Annotated in this window: 23 protein-coding genes; 5 read left to right on the forward strand and 18 right to left on the reverse strand. The window is 57.3% G+C overall.

What is annotated here, in order from left to right:
- Positions 1-97: 97 nt before the first annotated feature.
- Positions 98-703, reverse strand: coding sequence for a precorrin-6Y C5,15-methyltransferase subunit CbiT (gene cbiT / locus ACVWZ1_RS04470; RefSeq protein WP_457466740.1), 606 nt, complete (start codon positions 701-703; stop codon positions 98-100).
- A gap of 353 nt (positions 704-1,056) precedes the next feature.
- Complete coding sequence (locus ACVWZ1_RS04475; protein WP_457466741.1) at positions 1,057-2,184, reverse strand: hypothetical protein; 1,128 nt, start codon at positions 2,182-2,184, stop codon at positions 1,057-1,059.
- 210 nt (positions 2,185-2,394) lie between these two features.
- Here ACVWZ1_RS04475 and ACVWZ1_RS04480 point away from each other — a divergent pair, with 210 nt between their 5' ends.
- Entirely contained in the window at positions 2,395-4,188 is a 1,794-nt protein-coding gene (locus tag ACVWZ1_RS04480) for an N-acetylmuramoyl-L-alanine amidase (protein WP_457466742.1), read from the forward strand.
- A gap of 176 nt (positions 4,189-4,364) precedes the next feature.
- Positions 4,365-5,243, forward strand: coding sequence for a glutamate racemase (gene murI / locus ACVWZ1_RS04485; RefSeq protein WP_457502640.1), 879 nt, complete (start codon positions 4,365-4,367; stop codon positions 5,241-5,243).
- 36 nt (positions 5,244-5,279) lie between these two features.
- Here murI and ACVWZ1_RS04490 read toward each other — a convergent pair whose 3' ends face one another.
- Positions 5,280-5,876, reverse strand: a complete 597-nt coding sequence (locus tag ACVWZ1_RS04490) for a hypothetical protein (protein ID WP_457502641.1) — start codon at positions 5,874-5,876, stop codon at positions 5,280-5,282.
- Between the two features lie 386 nt (positions 5,877-6,262).
- On the opposite strand from ACVWZ1_RS04490, the gene fba reads away from it, so the two are divergent.
- Positions 6,263-7,342, forward strand: coding sequence for a class II fructose-bisphosphate aldolase (fba, locus tag ACVWZ1_RS04495; RefSeq protein WP_011432022.1), 1,080 nt, complete (start codon positions 6,263-6,265; stop codon positions 7,340-7,342).
- Between the two features lie 153 nt (positions 7,343-7,495).
- On the opposite strand, the gene ACVWZ1_RS04500 is transcribed toward fba, so the two are convergent.
- The 9 genes from ACVWZ1_RS04500 to cobM form a co-directional block, all read right to left on the reverse strand.
- A complete protein-coding gene (locus ACVWZ1_RS04500; protein ID WP_011432021.1) occupies positions 7,496-7,723 on the reverse strand; it encodes a hypothetical protein in 228 nt (75 codons plus the stop codon).
- 40 nt (positions 7,724-7,763) lie between these two features.
- Complete coding sequence (locus tag ACVWZ1_RS04505) at positions 7,764-7,970, reverse strand: hypothetical protein (protein WP_011432020.1); 207 nt, start codon at positions 7,968-7,970, stop codon at positions 7,764-7,766.
- Between the two features lie 169 nt (positions 7,971-8,139).
- Complete coding sequence (locus ACVWZ1_RS04510) at positions 8,140-8,517, reverse strand: response regulator (protein ID WP_457466744.1); 378 nt, start codon at positions 8,515-8,517, stop codon at positions 8,140-8,142.
- On the reverse strand, positions 8,514-8,891 hold the full coding sequence (locus ACVWZ1_RS04515; protein WP_414357168.1) for a response regulator: 378 nt from the start codon (positions 8,889-8,891) through the stop codon (positions 8,514-8,516). Before ACVWZ1_RS04515 ends, ACVWZ1_RS04510 begins: the two co-directional genes overlap by 4 nt.
- 98 nt (positions 8,892-8,989) lie before the next feature.
- The gene (sufU, locus tag ACVWZ1_RS04520; RefSeq protein WP_414399405.1) at positions 8,990-9,472 is read right to left on the reverse strand and encodes a Fe-S cluster assembly sulfur transfer protein SufU; all 483 of its coding nucleotides are present in this window, start codon (positions 9,470-9,472) and stop codon (positions 8,990-8,992) included.
- A gap of 321 nt (positions 9,473-9,793) precedes the next feature.
- The gene (locus ACVWZ1_RS04525) at positions 9,794-10,972 is read right to left on the reverse strand and encodes an NAD(P)/FAD-dependent oxidoreductase (protein ID WP_457502643.1); all 1,179 of its coding nucleotides are present in this window, start codon (positions 10,970-10,972) and stop codon (positions 9,794-9,796) included.
- Positions 10,969-11,796 (reverse strand): sulfurtransferase, encoded by an 828-nt coding sequence (locus ACVWZ1_RS04530; RefSeq protein WP_457502644.1) that lies wholly within the window; start codon positions 11,794-11,796, stop codon positions 10,969-10,971. Before ACVWZ1_RS04530 ends, ACVWZ1_RS04525 begins: the two co-directional genes overlap by 4 nt.
- A gap of 38 nt (positions 11,797-11,834) precedes the next feature.
- Positions 11,835-13,919 carry a tetratricopeptide repeat protein gene (locus tag ACVWZ1_RS04535; protein WP_457502645.1) on the reverse strand — a complete coding sequence of 695 codons (2,085 nt, stop codon included), beginning with the start codon at positions 13,917-13,919 and terminating at the stop codon, positions 11,835-11,837.
- Between the two features lie 188 nt (positions 13,920-14,107).
- Positions 14,108-14,914 carry a precorrin-4 C(11)-methyltransferase gene (gene cobM / locus ACVWZ1_RS04540; RefSeq protein WP_457466748.1) on the reverse strand — a complete coding sequence of 269 codons (807 nt, stop codon included), beginning with the start codon at positions 14,912-14,914 and terminating at the stop codon, positions 14,108-14,110.
- Positions 14,915-15,677: 763 nt separating this feature from the next.
- On the opposite strand from cobM, the gene ACVWZ1_RS04545 reads away from it, so the two are divergent.
- Complete coding sequence (locus tag ACVWZ1_RS04545) at positions 15,678-16,037, forward strand: DUF559 domain-containing protein (protein WP_148202775.1); 360 nt, start codon at positions 15,678-15,680, stop codon at positions 16,035-16,037.
- A 40-nt stretch (positions 16,038-16,077) separates the two neighbouring features.
- Here ACVWZ1_RS04545 and ispD read toward each other — a convergent pair whose 3' ends face one another.
- From ispD to ACVWZ1_RS04570, 5 genes are all read right to left on the reverse strand, one after another.
- Positions 16,078-16,785 carry a 2-C-methyl-D-erythritol 4-phosphate cytidylyltransferase gene (ispD, locus tag ACVWZ1_RS04550; protein ID WP_457466758.1) on the reverse strand — a complete coding sequence of 236 codons (708 nt, stop codon included), beginning with the start codon at positions 16,783-16,785 and terminating at the stop codon, positions 16,078-16,080.
- 45 nt (positions 16,786-16,830) lie between these two features.
- Positions 16,831-18,174 carry an ammonium transporter gene (locus tag ACVWZ1_RS04555; protein WP_457502659.1) on the reverse strand — a complete coding sequence of 448 codons (1,344 nt, stop codon included), beginning with the start codon at positions 18,172-18,174 and terminating at the stop codon, positions 16,831-16,833.
- A gap of 341 nt (positions 18,175-18,515) precedes the next feature.
- Complete coding sequence (locus tag ACVWZ1_RS04560) at positions 18,516-19,928, reverse strand: ammonium transporter (RefSeq protein WP_457466750.1); 1,413 nt, start codon at positions 19,926-19,928, stop codon at positions 18,516-18,518.
- Between the two features lie 154 nt (positions 19,929-20,082).
- Positions 20,083-20,421: a P-II family nitrogen regulator gene (locus tag ACVWZ1_RS04565; protein WP_011430352.1), complete on the reverse strand. Its 339-nt coding sequence runs from the start codon at positions 20,419-20,421 to the stop codon at positions 20,083-20,085.
- Positions 20,422-20,571: 150 nt separating this feature from the next.
- Positions 20,572-21,987: an IctB family putative bicarbonate transporter gene (locus ACVWZ1_RS04570; protein ID WP_457502646.1), complete on the reverse strand. Its 1,416-nt coding sequence runs from the start codon at positions 21,985-21,987 to the stop codon at positions 20,572-20,574.
- An 850-nt stretch (positions 21,988-22,837) separates the two neighbouring features.
- Here ACVWZ1_RS04570 and holA point away from each other — a divergent pair.
- The gene (gene holA / locus ACVWZ1_RS04575; RefSeq protein ID WP_457395271.1) at positions 22,838-23,830 is read left to right on the forward strand and encodes a DNA polymerase III subunit delta; all 993 of its coding nucleotides are present in this window, start codon (positions 22,838-22,840) and stop codon (positions 23,828-23,830) included.
- Here holA and ACVWZ1_RS04580 read toward each other — a convergent pair.
- Complete coding sequence (locus ACVWZ1_RS04580) at positions 23,818-24,420, reverse strand: cytochrome c oxidase subunit 3 (protein ID WP_457502647.1); 603 nt, start codon at positions 24,418-24,420, stop codon at positions 23,818-23,820. The genes holA and ACVWZ1_RS04580 overlap by 13 nt on opposite strands.
- Positions 24,421-24,499 lie beyond the last annotated feature (79 nt).

The raw sequence follows: 24,499 nt of genomic DNA on the forward strand, positions 1-24,499 counted from the left end.
TTCTGCTGGTTCTAAGACAGCCGAGATAAATCAATCCACTTTTATCCATCACCTTAGGAAAAGATTTACCAAAAAATGTAAACAGTTTACACAAAACTTAGCCCATTTTTTCTCCGCTCAAAACAAAGGTGGGATCCAGTGCCAGCAGCATTTGAGTCCGACCGCGGTGTTCCAGGCGGTTCACCGCCGATTGAATCACCTCCACATGATGAGCCCGCACAGCGGCCAGGCCGGCAGAAAGGCCGTAGAGCCCATCCAAAGAGTTGGTCGTCGCCACGACCCGCCCGTTGGGGCTGAGATGGCTCCAGCAGGCTTCCAAGATCTCGCGTAGGGGGTGGCCTCCCTCAATGCAGATGCGATCCGGTGCCGGAGAAAGGTGTTGCAGACAATCGGGGGCAGTACCTTGAATCACCTGCACGTTGGCGAGGCCAAATTTCCGGCAATTGCTCTCGATCAGGCTGACCACCTCTGCATCTCGCTCGATGGCGATCACGCGAGCTTTGGGGCACAGAATGGCTGCTTCAATGGCAATGGTGCCGGTTCCGGCGCCGATATCCCATAGGCAGTGGTTCTCTCCCAGGCGCAACTGGCTTAGCACCAACACGCGCACCTCACGAGGGCTCATCGGGATCCCTGGGATGCGTTCAAAGGCAGAGTCTGGGATCCCTGGGGTGCGGTAGGGCCAAGAGAAGGCGGCTGACATGGGTAAAGTACCGTTGCAGAGGAAGTTTGTCTATACATATCCCTCAGGATAGAGCGAATGCTCAACAGGCCATCTCCAACCTGATAGGGGTGCCGCTTCTCCCGCCCAATCATTGCCCAGATGGGCACCACAAACGCCCTCTGAGCTCAACGGAGTGGTTGGAGCAATTCCCAACCGGCAAAGCTGCAGTCCAAAACCAAAATGATCCTGCCCCCTTGAGGAATCGAGTTGGACACTAGGGAAGTTCTGGAGATAAGCGGGATCCCTTTTACCCAAGAGCTCATTTTGCACCGGATGTAGCTGGTGCTGCCGGAAAAAGTTGTAGTTGGGGCAATGTTCAGTACAAGAGGATCTTAAGAACGTTTCCTTGAACTGGAGCCTATCAAACCATCCATCCAAAGAATAAGCTTTGCTCGCAGATACAGCCAAATCTCATCATTTGCCCGCAACAGGAATAGAACATATAGGCTCAATACGACGAAAACACACAGGTTCCCTAAAAAAGTGTAGGTTTGGATAATTCGATCGGTGCTCCAGCCAAAGTCGTAGTTTAGGCGGTTCATATCCCCCCTGGCATCTCCTTGGCCGCCCAACAAAGTTCCCCAGGGAACCTCGGCCAATCCCAGTCTGATGCTGTGCCATTCCCAAAAGCTTCTCCACAGGCTGCTGCTCGCGATCCCCAGCACGACAAATCGCAAAGAGTCCCATCGCCAACGATCTGGCAAGGGAAAATAAAAGCTGGCCATCAGAAAGGTGCTGAGATAAAATTCTCCTCCAACGCCGCTAAAGACAAACAACATCTCCCAGGTGCGATTGGGCATCAGCCAGGTCATGTAAAACTGCAATAGAGCAAGAAAGATGGCCAGCACCTGCAGCCACCCAATCCGCTCCTTGCGGGCTGACCAGAAGAGTAGAATCAGTAAAAAGAGGATTCCAAAATACACAAAGGGATCCCTCTGCGAGCTAACGCTTGTCCAGCCGATGGGCAGAGGCAAAGCCCGATACCCGCTCCACCAGGCGACGGTGGCATGGCCAAGTTCGTGGATCCAAATGTGAAGAGGCAAATGCAACAACTGCAACAAGCCTATGTTGTTCACCATCAGGGCCACCGCAAACGCAGCCGGGTAAGCCCAAGCGTTCACCGACCAGTTGCCAAAAGAAAACCGATCCCAACGCCGCCGGGATCCCAGCTTTAGGCTCTGCCGCCAGAGCAAACGTGAGCCGCGGAAAGCGCAAATTTCCACTTGCTCCAGCCGTGGGATCCGCAGTTGCTTCAAGATCAGAAACAGTTGGGCAGCGGCAACTTGGGGGGAGAGCGCAGGCTGGTACAGGGATCCCAGCAGGTGGACGTGCAGGGTCTCGTCGGCAAAGTCTACTCGAGCACACCAGCGACGCCGCAGCAGCTCCATCCGCACAACCTGCACAATCGACTGGGCGTGTCCAGCTCGGGCCAGGGTTAGGAGATCCGGTGGTTTGGGCATCCCAAGATACCTCGCCGGAGAACAAGCAGGAAGAAGAAGGGGCGAGCCTCTACCCATCATCCCCCAGCCCTGCAGGCAAGAGCGGAATTGCGCTCCTTCCCAGGCTGCTCCGAGGGCAGGTTGGTATAGTTGAGGGCAGCAGGTGTGGGGAGTGGATGGAAGGTCATGCCTGAATTCGGCAAGCCGAGGTCAAGGCGGATATGGGGGGCGATGCTGCTGTTGAGCTTGGCGGGAGCAGGACTGTTTCCCCCTCCCTCTGTCCAGGCCCAGACGACCACAATCCCAGGGTTATCTCGCATCGACCGCTGGCACTACGACCCTCAGCAGGGGCGGCTGGAAGTCAATACACAGGGAGAGGTGCGGCCTTTCCTGTTTGTTCTGCAAAACCCCCCCAGAGTGGTGCTGGATTTTCCCAACACCCGCTTCGGACGGGAGCCCCAGACCCAGACCTTTGCAGGCCGTGTCGCCTCTGTGCAGATTAGCCAGCTTACGGATACCATCACCCGTTTTGTGCTCTATCTGCAGCCGGATCAGCCCCTCAGCCTTAACCACCTGCAACTGCTCACCGCCGGCCCCTCCCGCTGGGCCGTTCAATTCACCCAGGCCGCTCCCCCTTCGCCGCTGTTTCCCCCCTCATCTGCCGGCTCATCAGCTCCCATCCCACTGCCCCAGAGCCAAGCTGTCGGATCCCCCCCACCCCTGCCTGTCTCCCGCTCCGGCCATCAAATTTTAGAGGTATCCCCGCAAGCAGAAGGCTTTTTTATCCGTACCCAAGGCAGCCCCTCCACTACGGTGCGGCGCATCCTCGATCCGGATCGGGTAGTGGTGGATTTTCTCAACACCACCCTCAGCCCTGCCCTCACCCAGCGAGCTTATGTCATCAACCGTCTGGGGGTTTCGCGGCTGCGTATCGGGCAGTTTGAGCCCACCGTTGCTCGGGTAGTGCTGGATGTGGATTCCTCCGGTGGCGACTGGGAAGCCCGCTACGACCCACAGCGAGGTGGGATCTGGATCCAGCCTGCCGGCGGTGCTGCCCAGGCCAGCCTTTTGCCCGAGGTCAGCTCTGTCAACAGCAGTGGGCCGCTGGCCACGTTGCAATCGGTTCAGCTCCAGGGCAACCGGTTGATCATCAGCGCCGATGGATTCATGTTCTACCGGGCCGGCTGGGATCCCGAGAGTGGTGGCTACCGCATCAACGTGGCGCCCGCTCGCCTGCCCCAGTCTATGCCGGATCCCGGCTTGCCGGTTGGAGGGCCGGTGGAGCGGATCCGCTTTGTCCAGGAAGATGCCCGCACGGTCAGCATTCTGGTGCAGCCCGCCGAGGAGTTCAATGTCTTCGAGCCCAACCCCGGCCAGGGATCCCGCCGCATTACCTTGGAGCTGCGACCTCTGAATGCTCCTCCACCAATACCTCAGCCGCAGACGCCCGGCCCTGCCTCCCCTTCCACCCCCCAATCTCTGAACCGGACGGTCATTGCCATCGACCCCGGCCACGGGGGACGGGATCCCGGTGCCATCGGGGTGGATGGGATCCAGGAGAAGGACATCGTGCTCTCTATTTCCCACCAGGTACGACGACTGTTGCAGGAGCGGGGGTACGGGGTGGTGATGACCCGCACCGATGACCGGGAAGTGCTGCTGCAACCGCGGGTGGATATGGCCGTTCAGGCCAACGCTGCCCTCCTGGTGAGCATTCATGCCAACGCCCTGGATCGCTCCGGCATTCACGGCATCGAGACCTATTACCTGCGACCCGATAGCGCCGAGCTGGCCGCCATCTTACACCGCAGCTTGGTCAGGGCTACCGGCGCTGCTGACCGGGGGGTGAGACGGGCCCGCTTTTTTATGGTGCGGGAAACACCTGTGGGTATGCCCTCCGTGCTGCTGGAGTTGGGATATGTAACCAACCCAACCGAAGGGCGAAAATTGGCTACTGCCGAATATCAGGCTATTTTGGCGCGGGCTATTGCCGATGGTATTGAGACCTTCTTGCGCAGCCGCTAGCCGTTGGCTGAGCTTGTTCATGTCTATCGGATCTCTCAATTGATCCTTAACTGATCGAATTGACGATCCAGTTGGCCCAGTTGATCTCAGAGGGAAGGCAGGAAATCTGTCGCCGAGATTCTCGAAAGCAGGGTAGGATACAGCAGCTTAGGCCAAGGTGTTGAGGAGAATGGAGCATGCAGTGGGAGTGGAAATCAGAGCCAGATCCCAGTTGGCCAATTGGGGTGTTTGACAGCGGCTTGGGCGGGCTGACGGTTTGGCGAGCTTTGCGCCGTCGGCTCCCCCACGAACGGCTCATCTACTTCGGCGACACGGCACGGGTACCCTATGGGGAACGCTCGCCAGAGGAGATCCTGGCCTTTGTGCGGCAAATTCTGACATGGATGCAGGCGCAGCCGGTGAAGCTGGTGGTGATGGCCTGCAATACCAGCTCGGCCTTGGCCCTAGAACAGGTGCGGCAGGAGTTTGCCCTGCCCGTTCTGGGGTTGATCCTGCCCGGCGCCCAGGCAGCACTGGCCCAAGGATCCCGCATTGGGGTGCTCGCCACGGTGGCCACGGTCAAGAGTCGCGCTTACTCAAGAGCCATTCAAGAGTACAGCGCTCTGGATCCCAAACGTTTTCCGTACCCCGTTTACTGTTGGGAGCAGGCCTGCCCTGAGTTCGTCCCTCTCATTGAAGCCGGATGGCTGGATAGCCCTGCTCTGCGACAGGCGGCTGAACGCTACCTGCAACCGCTGTTGCAACAGGGGATCGATACTCTTGTCTATGGCTGTACTCACTACCCCCTGCTGGATCCAATCCTGAAGCCTTTGCTGCCGTCCTCGGTCAAACGGGTAGATCCAGGGATGGCGCTGGTGGGATCCCTGGCCCGCGAATTGAGCTTGTGGGGCTTGCGCCGCCCCTCGACCGCTGCCCAGGAGGAACCCCACCGTTTCTGTGTGAGCGGGGATCCAGAGCGGTTTGCCCAGTTGGCCGCCCCTTGGTTGGGCTTTCGGCCCCAGGTGGAGCGGGTGGAATTGCCGGCTTTGGATGTCAGCAACTCCCTCCGCCCCTGAGCGCCCTTCTCCTCGGGGATAAAGATTGGGGGCCCCTCAACGGGTCATCACCTGCAAGGGGAAACGTTCCGCCAACTCCCCTTCCACCTTGGGTAGCCATTCCTCTTGGAACACCCACACCTGCCCCTGCTGTACACGGCCATCGGGGTTTTGCGTCAGCTCCAGCCAGTACACAAATTGGTTTCCCCGCAGCACCACCCCTTGGATGGCAAGGGCCAAGGTATAGCCCGGACTGCCTGCCAGAGCTTCTGGGGATGGGTAGCGAATCACCTCCACTGCCTGATCCAGATCGGCGGCGATCTCCGGCCCATAGACATCGCGAATGGCTTGAAAGAGATCCTCTGCTGTCAGTCCTTGGGGGCGAAAGAACGTCATCCGTTCCGAGCGAATCGTCTCCCGATCCAGCGGGTTGATGATCCGTCCCGGCGGAGCCACCGAAGCCAAGAACGTAAAGCGGGATCCATCTGGCTCCACTCGGTTGATGTTCAGGGTTTCGCCCGGACGGGGCCGCAGCACAGGATTGTCCCTCACCCAGGCTGCCGCTTGATCCGGAGATTGCCCAGGGATCCCCCAAGCTGCCGACCGAAGGCCCGCCACTGCCCAGCAGGCCATTGCCAAACCGGTTCCTCGCACCCAGCGCAGCCTTTTGCCCCAGCAGGACAGAGCCCTTGTTGGCTTTGCACCCAAGACCGGCCAGCGATCGCAACGCACGTTCCCATTCCTCCGGGCGAACAACACAAAACTGAAAGAGATCAATTGAGGTAAGAGATCAATTAGGCGGGCATGGGCAGAACCATCCTCGATGCAAGCGCCCAACAGTCTTGCCCCTCCCCACTGTATCTGAAGATGTCGGTGCGCCTGTTGCGCCTGAGCGCGAGCATCACGGCCAATAGCTGCAAGGATCCCTCGGCAAGATGCGCAGATCCCCGGCGGCTTATCCGCCAAAACGTAAAAAGTATCTTAAGATCAACGGTAAGCAAATCTCATACGCACTAGGTCAGCACCTCAGGAGGTAACCGATGGCTCTCGTTGCAATGCGGACGCTGCTGGATCATGCCGCCGAACATGGCTACGGCATTCCTGCCTTCAACGTCAACAACATGGAGCAGATCCAAGCAATCATGCAGGCAGCCCATGAAACCAACAGCCCCGTTATCCTGCAAGCCTCTCGAGGGGCACGCAAGTATGCGGGCGAGAACTTTCTGCGGCACCTGATCCTGGCGGCAGTGGAGACCTACCCCCACATCCCCGTCGCCATGCACCAAGACCACGGCAACAGCCCGGCTACCTGCTATTCCGCCATCCGCAATGGCTTCACCAGCGTCATGATGGATGGATCCCTCAAAGAAGATGCCAAAACCCCGGCCAGCTACGAGTACAACGTGGCCGTGACCTCCGAGGTGGTGAAAGTGGCTCATGCAATCGGGGTAAGCGTGGAAGGAGAACTGGGCTGCCTGGGATCCCTGGAAACGGGCCGTGGGGAAGCGGAAGATGGCCACGGCGCGGAAGAGGCGCTCAGCCATGACCAACTCCTCACCGACCCCGACCAAGCGGTGGACTTTGTGGAGCGAACTCAGGTGGATGCGCTGGCCGTAGCCATTGGTACCAGCCACGGCGCCTACAAGTTCTCCCGTAAGCCCACCGGCGACATTCTGGACATGGAGCGTATCGCCGAGATCCACCGCCGCCTGCCCAACACTCACCTGGTGATGCACGGTTCCTCCTCGGTGCCCAAGGAGCTGATCGACATCATCAACGAATACGGCGGCTCCATTCCCGAGACTTACGGTGTGCCGCTGGAAGAAATTCAGCGGGGCATCCAAAATGGAGTGCGCAAAGTAAACATCGACACCGACAACCGCCTGGCCATCACGGCTGCCGTGCGCCGCGCCCTGGCCGAGAATCCGAAAGAGTTTGATCCCCGCCACTTCCTCAAGCCTTCCATCAAGGAAATGCAAAAAGTCTGTGCTGAGCGCTACATTGCCTTCGGCTGTGCTGGCCATGGCACCAAAGTTCCGGTGGTTACCTTGGATGAGATGGCAGCCAAGTATGCTTCTGGAGCTTTGGCGGCTCAGGTGAAGAAGACCGTTGCGGTCTAGTCCCCACATCCTGCAAGAACTCTGGAATGCTTGCCGGGGCGCTTCCAGGGTTTTCCTTGGAGATCAGCTAGGTCACTGGACTCAGATTCGACAAATAAGGGGATCCAGCTGGGATCCCCTTTTGCTTTGGAGGAACTTGATGCGTTTTGGGGGTCAGGCAGCTTTTGCCGCAGAACGTTTTTCCGTCTCAATTTGATGGTTCAGCAACGCCAAGCTTAGGCAGTCCAACAGTTCCAGGTCAGCCTCAGAGTAGCGCCGCTGAAAGAGCAGCTCATTGATGCGGTTCTCTTGGCCCAAGCTGAGGAAGCTGCTGCGGAACACCTGCTCCACGATTTCTTGGATGCTGGAGGGCAGAGTAACAGAGTCAAGACTTGTATTCATGGCTGGTTCTGTTTGAGAGATGGTTTTTGAAGGGAGAAGACTATCTTTGCCAAGAGGTGAGGTAGCGCTGCTCGATGTCCTGCAGGGAAAGATGGGAAGCCCTGGGCCGCGGCTCATTCACGGAGGAGACATCGTTCTGCCACTTGAGGGATACTCCCAGCAGTGCTCCCAAAGAGAAGCTCTCGCTCAATAGGGCTGCTATGCGGTAAGTACGGTAGTCCAGGGTTAGATCTTCACTGACTTGCATCTGTGTTTCCTCCGTATTTCTAACGTTCATGCCCCTATCATAGCCTCGAGATCAGTGGAAGTACGGAGAAACATCGAGGATTTGCGTAGGCAATTTGTACGTTTCTTCTACGCGATTTGGCGGATATCGGTGGGATCCCAGGGGTCTTTGGGGCAGGTTCAGGGTTGAGTCAGGGATCCCAGCCCAGCAGAGCACAGATGTCCGCAGCCAGGGTGGCCGCGTTGAAGGGTTTGCCGATGAGGCCATTGGCTCCAAGCTGAGCAAGAGAGGCATCCTGGGGATCCCGGACTTTGGCGGTTAGAAGGATCACGGGGATCCTTTGGGTTTCCGGCAAAGCTCGTAAATGGGCCAAGGTGGTGGGGCCATCCATCCCCGGCATCGTCACATCCAGCAGGATGGCCTCGGGTTGCTCTCGGATAGCGATTTGGATCCCTTCTGGGCCGGATCCCGCCGTTAAGATCTGCCAGCCGACCAAGTTTTCCAGGATCAGTTGGGTCATTTCCCAAATATCGGGTTCGTCGTCGATGATCAGCAGACGATGGGTCATGTTGTTTCAGCCAAGAGTTGGTGTACCCGTTCTTGGAGTTCTGTCGGACTGATGCGCCCTTTGACGTAGATTTCGGTAACTTGAGATTGCCAGCGGATACGCTCTGGGTGCTCCACATCGCGGGCCGTGTAGATCAAGACGGGAATGGGCTTGGCGGGAGGATTCCTGTTCAGCCAATCCAGCAGGGCAAACCCCTCGTCGCCAACCAGTTCCAAATCCAGAATGATGAGATCCGGTCGTGAGGCTTGGCAGTGACTGATGGCACCGGGAACCGAAGCAACCACCACAAACTCTGTATTCTCTCGCTCCAGCAACAGGCTGAGAACATAAGCAAGACTGGGATCATCCTCAACGATCAACACCTGCTGCGACATCGTTTGCTCCTGGGCAGAGCTGGGAAACCAACAATCTGCGCAAGCCTTGAAAGGCTTTTGCCCAGGGTAGCGAGGGAGAAGGGTAAAACTGGGGAAAGTTAGTCGGTGTTTTCGTTGCTCACAAAAGCCGACCCATCAGCCTGGGGTTCGGGGGATTCCAGCGCGTATTTGAGTGCATGCCAGGCCAGGTTGGCGCATTTGATGCGTACCGGGAATTGGGCTACCCCTTTCATGGCGTTCAAAGCCCGTTGCTCCCGCGGGAACTCTTCGCCACCGCGCATCATGGCTTGGAAACGCTCCACCAACTGCAGAGCTTCGGGGATGGTGCGCCCCCGCACCGCATCCGCCATGAGATCGGCAGAGGCCAGGGCAATGGCACAGCCTGCCCCCTCGAATTTGATATCGACAATCCGCTCCTGGCTGGGATCCAGTTGCAAGGTGAGGTCGATGGTGTCGCCGCAGGAGGGGTTGTGGCCGCGCTGGTGGCGGTGGACGGGATCCACTCTGCCGAAGTTGTGGGGCTTTTTGTACCGCTCCAGAATGACTTGCTGATAGAGTCCGCGCAGGTTATCTAGAGGCATTGTTGCTCCTGGTTGGTCGCTGCTCTGGCCGGTCGGCAAAGGTCGGTAAAACGAATCAAGAGTTTTGGGCGGGCTGAAGGGTAGTGCAGTCACTCCAAAAATTAAGTTTGAAACATGCTCTCTGGCGCTCTGCGTCAACCCTCGCTACTGCTTGCCCTACAAGGAGAGAGGGGAGTTAGAGCACTGCTTCGCTGCGATTTGGAATGTTGTGCCCCCTTGCTGCTGGGAACAGCCATAACCTAGACATTCAGAATTTCTGGGAAGCAAGCCCAACTCGACCCATCCGGTCTTGATCTTAACCCCGTTCTTGGCAGGGTTGGGTCAGTAGAAAAACTCCTGCCAGCGCAGGGGCTTAAGTTTGCGCATGTACAGCCAATCAAAAAAGTTCTTCAGCACCGTGGCTGCATAGCCGCGCCAGACCAGCCTGCCTTTCTCGGCAACGGCAACGCGGTTCCCCACCGTTACACAAACAAAAACCGTGGCCTGTGGTCGGTAGGGGATCAGAGGTTGGCCGCGGATGAGCCGCAGCAGGTTTTGGGCTGCAATTGGCCCCTGGCGCACCGCGTACACGCCGATCTTGGGCAAGAGGCGGGATCCCCAAACAAAGTCAGCGCAGTCCCCCACCGCCAAGATGTGCTCTGAGCCTTGCACCCGCAGGTATTGATCCACAAGCAGGGATCCCGTCGGCCCTGTCGGCAAGCCGCAGGTGCTCAACCAGGCCGGCGCCTGGAAGCCACCTGCCCACAGGCGGGTCTGAGCTATCAACTCGGTGCCATCCGAGAGCCACACCTGCTCCGGCCCAAAGGCTTTCACCTGACATCCGGCCCAGATTTCCACCCCCAGACGGCGGATTTCCCTTTCCACGGCCCGGCGGAAGGGTTCCGAGAAGCCCTCGACCAGATGGGCCTGGCGATGGATCAGGATCAGCCGGGCTTGAGCTAAGGGGATCCCTGTTTCTGCGCTCATTTCCCGGCAAAGATCGTAGAGTTCCCCCATCAGCTCTGTGCCGGTACAGCCTCCCCCTGCCACCACAAAGGTCAACAGACCCGGCGTCGGATCCCCCTGGGCAGCCCGTTGCCAGCACTGCCGGATCCAAGTTCGGGCGGCCACCAATTGTTCTGCCGGTCGAATGGTAAAGGCATGTTGGATCCCATCAATGGTGCGCAACTCCCGGCCCACATTCACCAACAGATAGTCGTAGGCAAGAGTTTGGATCCCGGCTTCGCTCTCCAGGGTCAGGGTTCGGGCTTCGGGTTGGATGTGGGTGACTCGCCCCGGCAAAAACTGGGCGCCGTTGGCTTGAATATGCTCCAGCAAAGGGATCCGCACCAGCTCTAGAGAAAACCGACCGCTCAGCAGCCGTGTGGACATGCCCGAATTAACACTGTAGGGATAGGGGTTGATGGCGATCACCCGTGCCTGCCCTTTGAGCGCCCGCAAGGCGTCGATGGCTCCATAGCCACATCCGGCCAAGATCACAGTGGGCAGGGATCCCCTCATGGCTGGAGCGGGAACTCCTGGGGATCCCCGGCTGCCCATTCCAGGATGGAACCGGAATAGCTTTTGGCCTGCCGGCCCAAGTGGGTCAAAACCACCGTGACCCAAGCGGCGCGAACCCCGGCTGTGCAGTAGGCAACGATCTCGGCTTCTGGAGAGATCCCGGCTTTTTGCAGGCGGGCGTGAATTGCAGCGGGCGGCAACAGGGATCCCGCCATGTCCATCAGCTCTTTGTAGTAGAGATGCACAGCACCGGGGATGTGCCCACCGCGCGCCTCACCATAGGGGGTGGCTCCCTCGTATTCTTGGGCTTCGCGACTGTCGAGGATGGCCACACGGTCGGAGCCAAGGCTGGCCCGCAGAGTGTCCCGGTCGATCTCCCACCGGTCGGTTCGCTGCACCACAAAATCGCCCCGTTGCAGTTCGTCGGCGCTTTGTCGGGCTGTGGTCGGCACTCCCTCATTCACCAGGGCCGGATAGCCCCCATCCACCATAACCGCCTGGGGATGACCCAAGCTGCGCAACATCCAAACCATTCGTCCATCTTCTCCCCAGCCCCGCAGCGGATCGGCCACCACCACCACCGGACGCTCCCGAAACACGCCAATGCCTTGCAGCTTTTCGGTGAGAAGGGCATCATCTGCCAACAGCTTGCCGCTGTTTGCAGCCTCTGGTTGAGCAAACTCTGTCCAATTCACCGGAATTGAACCCTTGAGGATCCCGTCGGCTTGCAATTCCGCACCGCGTGCATCCAGAAGCGTTGCCCCTTGTTGGATGAGCTGGATGGCGGTTGCAGGGCTGACCACCCAACCTGGCGTTGGTGTCATGGGTTGAGAGAACCTTAACTGGAAGATCCTATCCCACCTTACGGGACGAGTAGGCCGGTATGGGCCTCTTCCATCTGTTTGGAGAGAAGCCGTTGCAGGCTCACTCTGGCTTCGGAGAAGTTGGGAGCGATTTCCAAAGCCGAGCGAAAGTGTTCAATGGCCTGATCCAGCTTGCCTTGGCGGGCAAAGACGGATCCCAGGCGATAGTGAGCTGCTCCATAGCTGCCATTGCTGCGAATGGCCCGTCGATAGCTGATCTCCGCTGAGGTCAAATCCCCCTTAATGCGCGACGCCTCTCCCAGGCCAAAGTGAGCTTCGGGCAGATCTGGGTCTCCTTTCAAAGCCTGTTCAAACTGCTGCATAGCCTGCTGCAACTGTTGAGGCTGGATGAACTTGCGCCCAGAGGCATCCCGTTGTTTGGGGCCCAGGTAGGCTAGGCCAATGGCGGCCATCGCTGCGTGCAGATCGGGGGCCAGCTCCAAAGCCCGCCGGTAGTTCTTCACAGCTTCGCTGTATTGCTCTTGGCTTGCCAACACCAGGCCCAAGCCGTAGTAGGCGCGAGCCTGCTGTCTTTTGAACTGGCCATTGAAGACCACCTGGCTGAACTCCTGGCTGGCTTGAGCCAGATGGCCTGCATGTACCATTGCCAAACCCAGATCCACCCGCACAGCGGCTGCCAACTCAGGACTGAGATCCAGGCTGAGGGCAGTTCGGAAGGCTGCGATTGCCGCTTTTAGCTGACCTTTGCGCATCAGCGCTTGTCCCATCACAGCGTGGGCCAGGCCCAGGCGATCATTCAACTCCAAAGCAGCCCAACAGGAATCGATGGCCTCGTCCCATTGCCCCAGCTTGAGGCGAATTTGAGCAACGCAAAGATGGGCCTCGCTGAAGTGGGGATCCAGCCCCAGGGCCTTTTGTTGCTGAGCTAACGCTTCTGCCCAGTTGCCCTTCTCTGCCCAGGCTTGGCCGAGCAGGCTATAGATCTCAGCTTGGGCGGATCCCTGGGTGAGGGGCAGCGCTTCGGGCAAATGGATCAAGACTTCATCCGGCTGATGCTGGGCCAACCACTGCCGCGCCAGGGCCTTCAGGGTTTCCACCAGGTGGGTGTTGATGCCGCTCAAGTTCGGGTTCAGGCGTTTGGCCTGTTGGTAGTGGCTCAATGCCTCCTGCAGTCGGTTGGTTTTCGCCAACAGATGGGCCAGCTCAACGTGGGCCTCTACGTGATCTGGCTGTCGCCGCACAGCCTCCTGAAACCGCTCCACTGCCTCAGGAATTGGATTGGCCTGTAAAAAGGACAGCCCTTCTGTAAAGGGATCCTGGGATCCCTCTTCTCGCTCAAGGGTGTCATCGACACGCCGGCCTTGCCAACCCAGCCAGCCCCCCCCTGCAGCCAAGATCAACAGCGGGATCCCCAACCCCAGCGATCTGGCTCGGGCAGGAACATCGGGCTGCCGGAAGGAATGCATCACCAACCCGGCCCCCACCAGGAGAGACAAAGCCAGGGCTCCCCCCAGGAAGGGCCGTAGGGTGGGTCTGTGTAACCATTGGCCAAGTGTCCGAACGTTGACCGGAACAGTGATAGGAAAACCGGAGCGAGCAGGTGTGGGCAGAGGGGTCGGGATCCCGTCTTGGGAAGGGGCATGGCCAACCGAGGCCTGGCTTGGAGCCGCTTCTGGCCAGCGCTCTTTCTGAATTTTGGGAACCGGTGCCCCCAGAGTTTTAACTTTGCGAAAATCGGAGTTGTGGTCGGGATCCACAACAGGTTTTTGGGCCTCCAGCACCTTGATCTCAGAAATCTTGGTGCCCGGTAATACAATCTGCGTGGCATCGGCACTGCTTTCCCCAGAGGACAAGTAGAAGACTTTTTTCCACTGCGGCTGTGTTTCCCCCTGAAGCCGACCGTACACCACCAGTTGGCTAACTCCCTGCACAGGCAAGCCCCCCAATTGGCTGGCAACTCGATGCAACACCATAGAGCGGCTAAACATCCCCTGCCGTGGGAGATCCACCATGAGGTAAAGGACATCTTGCTTCAGGGCCGAACGGGTTGGCAGGGGGGCCAGGGCCTTCTGCAGAGCCTTGATCAGGGTTTCCACGCTGCGAGCAGCAGATGAGCCAGCCATAAAGTTAGAGTTCGCAAAGTTAAGTTAGAGAGTGAAAAAATGGTCTTGTAACAACTCCAATCCAAGAGGGCTCCACTTCTCTCGGCAAAAACGAGTACCCCCTCGCCAGAAGTCCAGGCCTCTGACTTCATCTCGCTGCCTCATTGTGCTCAATCTGCCGGAGTCCGTCAATATACTGAAAGAGCCTGTTACAAACGGGGCTGCCGGCCCATTCTGGGACGGAAGAGGTGGGTGTGGTCAGGGCTGTAGAGCCGCGAGCGGGCAGATCTGGAGCTTGACAAGCCTTTCAAGGCAGGGCTGACGAGATAGAGCACTGTGCGTTCTAAGCCGGCTTGCCGGGTGAGGGCGGCCATCTCGGCCAGGGATCCCAGCCAGATCTGTTCGTCCGGCCAACCCAAGCGATAACAAACGGCAACCGGGGTATCGGCGGGGTAGTGAGCCAGCAGATCTGCCTGCGCTTGTTCTACGTGGCGGGCGCTCAGATATAGACACAAAGAGGCGCGGTGGGCTGCCAGACTGGCCAGGGCTTCTGCTTCCGGTACCTGGGTGCGACCGCTGGCGCGGGTGAGGATAATCGTCTGTACCAACTTGGGTATGGTCAACTCCACCTGCAAACGGGCGGCTGCCAATTGAAAGGCGCTTACTCCCGGCACGATCTCAAAAGGGATTCCTGCCTCCGCCAGCCGGATCAGCAGCTCGTGTAAAGCGCCGTAAAGGCAGGGATCCCCATCCTGCAGCCGCACCACCCGCAGCCCCTCTTCCACCCGTTGGATCATTTGTGCCACCAGCGTTTCCAGTGTGAAGGAGCGCGTGTCGATGGCCTCAACCCCAGGGCGACAGTGCTGGAGCAGTCCCTTCGGCACCAGAGATCCCGCATAAAACACCACATCGGCTTCCGCCAGCAGTCTTTGCCCCCGCAGGGTAATCAGCTCGGGATCCCCAGGGCCGGCGCCGACAATGTGGACGGGCCAATAGGGCACAGTCTGTTCGCTCATTCGGTCTCTTCCTACCCCAGCAGCGTGCATCCTAGCAGCAGGGAACCACTTCAGAGAGGATAGAGCTAATCACTCCGTCCATGAGGGGATTCGAAGGTCTCTTTTTTTGAAGATCCCTTTTCTAAAGTCTTTACAAACAAGTCTTGACAAATAAGAAGAGTATCAATCAGCTTAGAGTACAGACTTTGGAACTGCGCTTCAATGGCGATGCCGACATCTGGGTTTGGAGACCACAGCCCGCTGACGCGAGCAAAGCGGTTAATCACTCTGAACCTCTGGCAAAGCCCTAGGGTAGCCTTGAAAGCTGTCAGGGTCAAGAAAATGACTTTAGACCTAAATCTCTCGGTAAAGCGCAACGAAGTGCAATGCGAGACTTCTAGAAAGCTCACCTGAAAGCTCAAGCTAAGAACACGGAAGTCCAAGGTAGGCATTTGTATTCGATCTTAAGGTACGTTCGGAAAGACTATTATCCCTACGTTGTTTTACCCCAGCCGATTGCCCTCCTCCTGAGGGGGCCAGATCTCCCACCTCGCCCGCCGGAGCCTGAGCCGCCGCAGATGCCTGCCCGTCCGCTGGAGCCGGAGCCGCCACAGATGCCGGAGCGCCCAACGGAACCTGAACTACCTCGAATGCAGGAACGCCCTGTTAGGCCAAATCTACCCGAGCTACCCCAGCCTTTGATGGGCAAGCTGCAATCGGCATGGGCAACTGGTGCTGGTGCATAGAGCAGTCTAGTGTCCGGTGCTATACCCCTGATATCGCAATGCAGGTATCTAGAGATGGAAAAAGATCACTCGTTTTACTCATTGACATTGAAATTGATGAGCCATGGTTTCTTGAAGGTAATCTGTGTAGGCCAGCCCATACTGTGAATGATCCTAAGCAAAGTAAGCGTGATGCTTATCTAGCGGATAGAGGCTGGGTTGTAGTTCGGTTCTCAGAACGGCAAGTTTATGAAGAAAGTGAAAAGTGCATTAATCTCATCTTTTGCTTGGTCTCAGGTGTCTTGGGTGCATTAGATTCTAAACAGCCAGACTTATCATTTTCATTTCCAACGGACCACAAGAGATGGGGTGATCAAAGTGCTCTTAGTGAACCTAGATTTCCTCCTTCCTACTTTTAATTCCCAAGGTTGAGACTGGCCCTACCGGGATTGAATTGAGCTAACGCGCTGGTCCGAGACGCTGCTGCAGGATTTGTGCGGCCAGCAACACATCCAGGGGGGTGGTTAGCTTCAGATTGGATTCCTCCCCTTCGACGATGTAGACTGGCCAACCCAGCTTCTCGAATAGGGCTGCATCATCGGTTACCTGCCAACCCTGGTCCAGAGCCTCCCGATGGGCTTGCCATAGCATCGACAGGCGAAACCCCTGCGGCGTTTGCGCTGCCCACAGCCGGCTGCGTTCTGGGGTTGACTGAATTTGGATCCCTTTTGGGCCTGCCTCAGCGACTTTAATCGTGTCCTTGACAGGGATCCCCGCGATGAGACCATCCACCTGCTGCAGAGCGGCACTGCAGCGATCGAACAACTCAGGGGTAGCCAGGCAGCGGGCCCCATCGTGAATCAGCACCCGTTCCACCGTCCCCCACCCATAGAGATACTCAACCCCCTTGCAAACCGACTCCTGCCGCGTCGCCCCCCCTTGTAAAAGCTGCACCGGAGTGGACAGATCCATTGCCGCCAGGATCTGCTCGATGGCTGGCCAATCGCCGGGTTGGGAGAGAATGCCGATCCACTCGATGGAGCTGGCTCGATCCGCAGCCTGCAACGTCCAAGCCAAAATCGGCTGACCTAAGAGCGGCAGCAACAGCTTATTGACCGCAGCTCCCATTCGCTTGCCGCTGCCAGCCGCCGGGATCAGAAGGTGCATGGGATCCAAAAGTGCATCCAACCGGATCCCAGTGTACTGCTCAACTCAACCTTCCAACTCTCCCGAAGCAGTGACAAAGTCAGGGTAGGCAATGTTGCCGTGCTCGCCAATATCCAAGCCGGCCAACTCTTCTTCTGCCGAGACGCGCAGACCGATGGTGCCCTTCAAAATCAAAAACAAAGCCAGACAACAGATAAAAGACCATCCTCCCAGGGCAATAACCCCCAGAATCTGTACCGGCAACACCGCCCAAGTCACCCCCGCTTCCGCATGGGCAAACCACGGGATCCCTGCAGCAATGACCCCCCAAGCGCCGCACACCCCATGTACCGACACCGCCCCCACCGGGTCATCCACCTTCAAGGTGCCCTCGATAAACAGCACCGACAACACCACCAACACCCCGGCCACCGAGCCGATAAGGATTGCCCCCAAAGGATGAACAGTGTTGCAAGGAGCAGTAATGCCCACCAGCCCCGCCAGTGTCCCATTGGCTGCAAACGTCATGTCCGGCTTGGTAAAAATGGCCCAGGAAGTACAGAGAGCGCCGATGGCTCCTGCCGCCCCGGCCAAATAGGTATTGAAAGCAATCCAGCCAATATCAGGAATCGCTGCCGTTGTAGAGCCGGCATTAAAGCCAATCCAGCCCAGCCACAGGATCAACGCCCCCAACATGCCCAAGGGTAAGCTATGCCCGGGAATAGCCCGCGGCTCCCCATTGGGACCATACTTGCCCAAGCGCGGCCCCAACACCAAAGTTCCCGCAAAAGCTGCAGCCCCACCCACCAAGTGCACCACCCCCGACCCGGCAAAGTCAATGTAGCCCAGGTTTTCCAGCCAGCCGGCTGTACCACCGTTGTAGTCGGCAAACAGGCCATTCCAGGCCCAGCCCCCGGAAATCGGGTAGATCGCCCCAGAGATGACGATGGAGTAAATCAAATAAGCCAAAAAGCGGGTGCGTTCCGCCATTGCCCCGGAGACAATGGTGGCAGCGGTGGCGGCAAACACCAGTTGGAAACAGAAGAACGTGAAAGGCCAAGCATCGTTTTGACTGCCGGCTTCAGCTCCCTGTTGCCAGTTGAAAAAAAACCAGTTGGTGCCCAAAAAACCGGCCATATGGGATCCGAACATCAGCCCAAACCCCAAAAACCAAAAAGCGCAGGCCCCGAAGCAGAAGTCCATCAGGTTCTTCAGGACAATGTTGGTAGCATTTTTAGCCCGCGTGAAGCCCGCCTCCACCATGGCAAAGCCCGCCTGCATGAAAAACACCAGCGCCCCGGCCACCGTTGTCCAGACGATGTCGGCATGGTATTGCTGAGTTTTCAGTAAGGTTTGTAGCTCAGCCCAAGCCTCGGGTGGGAGAGCCTGTTCCAGAGCCGTGAGATCCATCTGGGCCAGAGCAGGCGGGGCAACCAAACTTCCCAACCCCAGCAAAGCTCCAACCCCCAGCAGGACTTTCCCCCCTGTCCTCAAACCCAAAAGGATCCCCTGCCGAAGACGAGAGAAAACAGTCTCACCTATCTGACTTTTCATCTCGATTCCAAGTCCCACACCTCGATTTTGAGCTATTTCTCCCCTCCTACCCGTAACCACCTACACCAATGCCACCAAATACATCAACAAGCCATAAAAGAGAGGGCCAGCCCTGACCCTCCCTTTTGATGCTCATTTGATGCTCAGTTCAGCAATGCTCCGATCCGGCAACCCCAAGTCAGACCGAGCACAACGGCTCAAGATTGCTCCGAATCGGTGGCAGCAGTAACGAAGTCGGGGTAGGCCACGTTGCCATGCTCGCCCACATCCAAACCGGCGATCTCTTCCTCGGCGCTGGTGCGCAGGCCGGTTACAGCCTTGAGGATATAGAACAGGATCAAGCAGGTAATAAAGGGCCAGAGGAAGTAGGCCAGAGCGCCCACCACTTGTACCCCAAATTGGGCCCAGGTGACCTCTTCAGCATAGTTGGCATTGGCAAAGAAGGGGATCCCTGCTGCCAACACCCCCCAGATACCACAGGTGCCGTGTACCGAAATCGCGCCCACCGGGTCATCAATTTTCAGCACCGTATCCAGGATCACCACCGAAATCACCACCAGAATCCCGGCCACCGAGCCGATGATCAGAGCACCCAAAGGATGGACGCTATCGCAAGGGGCAGTGATCCCCACCAAGCCGGCCAGGACACCGTTGGCGGCAAAGGTCATATCCGGCTTGCCAAAATGAACCCAAGAGGTGAACATCGCCCCAATTGCTCCAGCCGAAGCTGCCAGCAGCGTATTCATGGCAATCCAGCCAATATCGACAGAGGCTGCAGTGGTGGAACCGGCATTAAACCCGATCCAGCCCAAGGCGAGGATAAACACCCCCAACATCCCCAGCGGCAGGTTGTGGCCAGGGATCGCCCGCGGCTCTCCATTAGGGCCGTACTTGCCAATGCGAGGGCCGAGCACAATGGCGCCTGCCAAGGCCGCAGCGCCGCCTACCAAATGCACCACCCCCGATCCAGCGAAATCAATGTAGCCCAGATTTTCCAGCCAGCCGGCTGTGCCGCCGTTGTAGTCGCCGAACAGCCCGTTCCAGGCCCAACCCCCAGAGATGGGGTAGATTAGCCCAGAAATAACGATGGAGTAGATCAAGTAGGCCAAGAACTTGGTGCGCTCTGCCATCGCTCCGGAAACAATGGTGGCGGCGGTAGCGGCAAACACCATCTGGAAGACAAAGAAAGTAAAGGGCCAGCCATCTGCCTCGTAAGCCTGCTGCCAGCCAAAAGCAAACCAGTCAGTGCCGAAGAAGCCAGTACTTTTGCCGAACATGAGGCCAAACCCGATGAACCAGAAGGCGCAACAGCCCATGCAGAAGTCCATCAAGTTCTTCATCATGATGTTGGCGGCATTCTTGGCGCGGGTAAAGCCCGTCTCTACCATGGCGAACCCCGCCTGCATGAAGAACACCAAGGCTGCTGCCACGATCGTCCAAACAACGTCAGCGTGTTTCTGAACTGCCTCGGCCTCTTGAGCAAAGGCAGTTCCCTGGCCGAATAGAAAGACCAGCGCAGCCATTAGAGCAGCAGTCAGACTCCACCTGGCCGGTCGCCAGAGCCACTGGGGCACCTGGCTCTTGAGCTTTTGGATCATTGTCGTACTCATGCTTTTCGACTCACCTAAAGTGACAGTACTTCTCGCAACACATTACCCGAAAAGTAGGGCAAGAACACCTCATCAGATATACAGCAAAAGAGACATGAAGCAAACTCACACGAGGCTCAGGCCGGGCAACCCAAACCCTGAACGTGATCCCTTCTCATAGGGCATCTTGGTTGAGCTCGCCAGTTCGAATGCGGATGGTTTTTTCGACGGGGCTGATGAAAATCTTGCCATCCCCGATTTCACCGGTGCGAGCCGCTGCAATCAGCTTCTCCACCACCGTATCCACCAGGTCATCTTCAACCACGATCTCCACTTTCAGCTTTTGTAGGAACTCTACCGTGTACTCGGATCCCCGATAACGCTCGGTTTGTCCCTTTTGCCGGCCAAAACCCCGTACTTCACTTACAGTCATGCCGACAATTCCGGCATTGACCAAAGCAATTTTGACCTCATCCAACTTGAATGGCCGGATTACGGCCTCGATTTTTTTCATTTGCCTCCTGCACCCCGGACAATTCCGCTAATTTCTAACACTACTGACACCTGCAAATTGTAAAAACAGATACATTTTTATCTCCTACTGAAGATGCTTACCACTCTGGATTTGCTCCCGTCAAGACCGGAAGGCCAAGCTTAAGCTACCTTAACGGGAGGAAGTCCCCACTGGCGTCTCACCAGCATCTGTAAGCGGCTGAGGGCTGAGAGAGGCCAAGCTGGCTGTAATAAGCGCTACCGCAAGCCACCACAGCATTTGTACCTGGGGACGATACCAGATGGTATCCACCAAGCCGTGGGCCATCATGCCGGTGCAAGCGGCCAAGCCTGCTGCCACCCATAGACCCTGCGGATCCCGCAAGTTGAGCAAAGTTTTCCAGCATCTCCAGCCGTGATCCCAGAGCACCAAGAGGAACCAGGCGAAAGTTAAGGAGCCGATGAAGCCAGTCTCTACGGTGAGCTGCAGAGGCACCGAATAGGCTCCAAGGGCGCTGAAGTTGCCTCGTTGGTAAAGGGGGTAGACGCGGTTAAAGGCGACATTGCCGGGGCCGATCCCCAAGATGGGAAAGTCGCGGATCATGTCCAAGACCGCCGCCCAGACGTTGATCCGAAAGTTGTTGCTGGTGTCTAGCCGCCCCCAAAAAAGGCTCTGCACCCGCAGCCGCAGAGGGCGTACCGTCAGGATTCCGAGCAACAAAGCGGCCCCCCCTCCACTCAACAGAACCGGCAAGGCCCAACGCCGCCAACGAGCCGGCAAATCGACAGAATGCCACTGTGCCAACAGCACGGCCATCAGGGTGAGCGTGGCCAGCCCCCCAATCCAGGCGCCACGACTGTAGGTGAGCAACAGGCAAATCAGGTTCACCGCCGTCGTAAACCCGGCCAGGAGTTTCGCCCCCCAACTGGGCCAAATCCAAGTGGCGGCCAGCCCCAGGGGAATGACCGGGATCAAGTAGCCCCCGTACAGATTTGGGTTGCGCAGATAGCTGTACACCCGCGTCAGACCTGCCAAGCCCGACTCCGGATCCACCCAGGTGGCCAGTTCCGCTGCCCCATATAAGTATTGCCGCAGGCCATGGATCCCCATCACCAAGCTGACCAAAAGCAGGGATCCCACAATCCCATCTCGGAATTGGGGTTTGCGCAGCAGACGATGCAACAACAGATAGCCGGCTAGATAAAGAGTCAGCTTCAGCCAGCCATCCCGCGCTGCGTAGGGAACCGGAGAGAGAATCGTTGCCAAGGTGGCAATTCCCCAGAAAAGGCCCAGGGGCAGATGCAGCGGCAGCCCAATCGGCGTTTCCACCAAAGTGCCCAGGCCCACCAGAGCGGCCATAGCCAGCAAAATCAGGCCCAGGATGCCGGTGGAGCTTTGCGCAGAGAAAATCCAGTAGAGCAGCACTAGCCCCAGGCCAATCCGGTCGGAAGTTTGAACCAATATGCTGCTCTTCCCCCAACTTTGCAGGGATCCCAACAGGCGGCCCAAAAGGCTCCCCTGCTGCCAAGCCTTGATGGGAAAGTCGCGCAGCAGAAAACCCTGCCACAGTTGCGTTGCTCGTTCCATAATCCTCTGGGGCGTGTTGGGCCCAAATCCCCACACCTCAAGTCATCCTACTGGTTTCACCAGCGGGACAAAGCTTTAGTCTATATCCCCAGAGGCAAAGAGACAACGAAGAAGAGCGCAACTTCTTATCGCGCCAGCCGGACAAAGTACCCCTCAACAAAAACAAAGAACCGGCTGACTCACAAGACTCTACAAGACAAAAGGCATCGAGGAGTTATCAAAGTTAGGTTTTCAATCTTAAGAACAAGTCTCTGTAAAAAGCAAAGAAGAACAGCAGGAAAAACTACAAAAAGCTCTATCTCAATCTTCAATCAAATGTTGGATTGCCGCAATCGAAGATCTCCTGACCTACCACAGACCGATTCTCAAAAGATTCTTCAGGCAACACAGGCTAACACTTGACCTTGAGATCCTCTTTCGCCTTCGGCATTAGGAGAAGGGATTTGATCGCCTAAGCGGGATCCAGACCAACCTTCCTTGGCTCTAACTGCGTTCTGGGAATTGGAGTTGGAATAGTGAATCTGAATACGAGTAGGACGGCCCAGACCCAGGGCGGATCCCATGCAACGGGCTAAGATTTGCATCTTATACTCAAACTCGCCAATGCCATCCATAATCTTTAACCCTGCAGTCTCTGCTCCTAATTCAACTGTAGGAGAAGGTCTACGAAACCTCTTCAGTGGGAATACAGAACTTTTTGAGTCAAGCTGGGCTCGGTATCTTCACTTGGACTGACTCCCTCCACCAAGTTGAGCAGGGATCCCGGCCAAACCGCTTAGACAAGGGGAACTGACCTACGCAAAATGGAGGAAGTAGGGGAAAAGCATCTCGTAAATCACTCGGTCGAAGCGTGCCCGTTTACCTGTACTGGGGAGATGACACCTATCGCCTGATGCAGGCGGTGCAGCAGTTGCGGGATCAAGTGCTGGATCCCCACTGGGCTGCTTTTAACTACGATCGCCTGCCGCCGGAATCCACGGTTGCCGGGCTCAACCAAGCCATGACCCCGCCGCTGGGATCCAACGCCCGCTTGGTTTGGCTAGAAGAGACGACGCTCACCCAACATTGCCCGGAAGATCTGTGGGAAGAAGTGGAGCGCACACTGGCCCAGTTACCCCCTACCACCCATCTGCTCTTGACCACCAGCAATAAACCCGATGGGCGCCTGAAATCCACCAAAATCCTCAAGAAAACGGCCATTGTCCGCGAGTTTTCCCAACTGGCCCCTTGGGATGAGGAGGGCATTCTCCAGCAGGTGCAGCGGGAAGCTGAACAACGGGATCTGGCCCTCAGCCCGGCAGCCGCCCAGAAATTGGCCGAGGCGGTGGGCAATGACTCCCGTCGCTTGGCGATGGAATTGGAAAAGCTGGCCCTGTTTACGGCAGGTCAACAGGATCCCATTTCTCCTGAACAAGTCGAGGCGTTAGTTCCCGCCAGCGCCTACAACAGCTTTCAGTTGGCGGGATCCCTGCGCAAAGGGAATCTGGAACAAGCCCTACGCATCTTGACCCATCTGCTGGATCACAACGAGCCGGCCCTGAGGATTCTGGCGGTGTTGGTAGGCCAATTTCGCACCTGGCTATGGGTGCGGCTGCTGCTGGATCAGGGAGAACGGGATCCCAAAGTCATCGCCCAGAAAGCAGAAATCGGGAATCCCAATCGGGTTTACTTTCTGCAAAAAGAGGTGGGATCCCTGAAGACCACAGCTTTACTGAAAGCAATGCAGCAGCTTTTGCAATTGGAATACAACCTCAAGCAAGGACAGCCGGAACGAGATGCCTTTCAAGAAGCGCTGATCCAAATCGTGGCTATATTGGGTGAAGGCCGAGCTCAGAGCAAGTAGAGCAGAATAAACAGCACAACCCAAACCCCATCCACAAAGTGCCAGTAGATCTCAGCAGCTTCGACGCCAAAATGATGTTGAGCGCTGTAGTGGCCGGGCTTAAAGGAGCGCCAGAGCACCGCCAAAATGAACAGCAACCCTGCCATCACGTGGAGACCATGAAACCCCGTTAAAACATAGAAGGTGCTGGCAAACAGGTTGGTGGTGAGGCCAAACTCCAGGTTGCTGTACTCATAGAGTTGACCCGCCAGGAAAACCGCCCCCATCAGGGCTGTGAGGGCAAACCACAGTCGCAGGCCCTTGACATCATTGGCCTTGATGGCCGACCCGGCTTTGTGAACGACAAAGCTGCTGGAGAGCAAAATCACCGTGTTGATCCCGGGCAAGAGCAATTCCCGCTCTGGGGTTCCCTCCGGGGGCCAGACAGGAGCGGTGAGGCTGTAGGCCAGGTAGGCCATGAAAAGCCCCAAAAATAGGCAGCCTTCTGCCACCAAAAACATCAAGATGCCGAAGACGCGATGATCCGGGTGCTCAGCGTGGGCCTGTGGGTGGCCAACCATCAGCGTTTCAGAGGCGAGGGATCCTTGCATATTCCTGTCCAAATCAAATCATCTCTCGCATTCCTGAGACTTCTTGGGATCGTCCAAGCGCTGGGGTTAGCCTGACCCA

It is taken from the genome of Thermostichus sp. MS-CIW-25 (genome assembly GCF_054060015.1).

Coding starts and splice junctions, on each gene's coding strand:
- ACVWZ1_RS04475 (WP_457466741.1), bottom strand. CDS start 2,184: ATGCCCAAACCACCGGATCTCCTAACCCTGGCCCGAGCTGGACACGCC.
- murI (WP_457502640.1), top strand. CDS start 4,365: ATGCAGTGGGAGTGGAAATCAGAGCCAGATCCCAGTTGGCCAATTGGG.
- ACVWZ1_RS04515 (WP_414357168.1), bottom strand. CDS start 8,891: ATGTCGCAGCAGGTGTTGATCGTTGAGGATGATCCCAGTCTTGCTTAT.
- ACVWZ1_RS04570 (WP_457502646.1), bottom strand. CDS start 21,987: ATGGAACGAGCAACGCAACTGTGGCAGGGTTTTCTGCTGCGCGACTTT.
- fba (WP_011432022.1), top strand. CDS start 6,263: ATGGCTCTCGTTGCAATGCGGACGCTGCTGGATCATGCCGCCGAACAT.
- ACVWZ1_RS04545 (WP_148202775.1), top strand. CDS start 15,678: ATGCAGGTATCTAGAGATGGAAAAAGATCACTCGTTTTACTCATTGAC.
- ACVWZ1_RS04480 (WP_457466742.1), top strand. CDS start 2,395: ATGCTGCTGTTGAGCTTGGCGGGAGCAGGACTGTTTCCCCCTCCCTCT.
- ACVWZ1_RS04530 (WP_457502644.1), bottom strand. CDS start 11,796: ATGACACCAACGCCAGGTTGGGTGGTCAGCCCTGCAACCGCCATCCAG.
- ACVWZ1_RS04525 (WP_457502643.1), bottom strand. CDS start 10,972: ATGAGGGGATCCCTGCCCACTGTGATCTTGGCCGGATGTGGCTATGGA.
- cobM (WP_457466748.1), bottom strand. CDS start 14,914: ATGAGCGAACAGACTGTGCCCTATTGGCCCGTCCACATTGTCGGCGCC.
- ACVWZ1_RS04555 (WP_457502659.1), bottom strand. CDS start 18,174: ATGGATCTCACGGCTCTGGAACAGGCTCTCCCACCCGAGGCTTGGGCT.
- ACVWZ1_RS04505 (WP_011432020.1), bottom strand. CDS start 7,970: ATGCAAGTCAGTGAAGATCTAACCCTGGACTACCGTACTTACCGCATA.
- sufU (WP_414399405.1), bottom strand. CDS start 9,472: ATGCCTCTAGATAACCTGCGCGGACTCTATCAGCAAGTCATTCTGGAG.
- ACVWZ1_RS04535 (WP_457502645.1), bottom strand. CDS start 13,919: ATGGCTGGCTCATCTGCTGCTCGCAGCGTGGAAACCCTGATCAAGGCT.
- ispD (WP_457466758.1), bottom strand. CDS start 16,785: ATGCACCTTCTGATCCCGGCGGCTGGCAGCGGCAAGCGAATGGGAGCT.
- ACVWZ1_RS04560 (WP_457466750.1), bottom strand. CDS start 19,928: ATGAGTACGACAATGATCCAAAAGCTCAAGAGCCAGGTGCCCCAGTGG.
- ACVWZ1_RS04580 (WP_457502647.1), bottom strand. CDS start 24,420: ATGCAAGGATCCCTCGCCTCTGAAACGCTGATGGTTGGCCACCCACAG.
- ACVWZ1_RS04500 (WP_011432021.1), bottom strand. CDS start 7,723: ATGAATACAAGTCTTGACTCTGTTACTCTGCCCTCCAGCATCCAAGAA.
- ACVWZ1_RS04510 (WP_457466744.1), bottom strand. CDS start 8,517: ATGACCCATCGTCTGCTGATCATCGACGACGAACCCGATATTTGGGAA.
- cbiT (WP_457466740.1), bottom strand. CDS start 703: ATGTCAGCCGCCTTCTCTTGGCCCTACCGCACCCCAGGGATCCCAGAC.
- ACVWZ1_RS04565 (WP_011430352.1), bottom strand. CDS start 20,421: ATGAAAAAAATCGAGGCCGTAATCCGGCCATTCAAGTTGGATGAGGTC.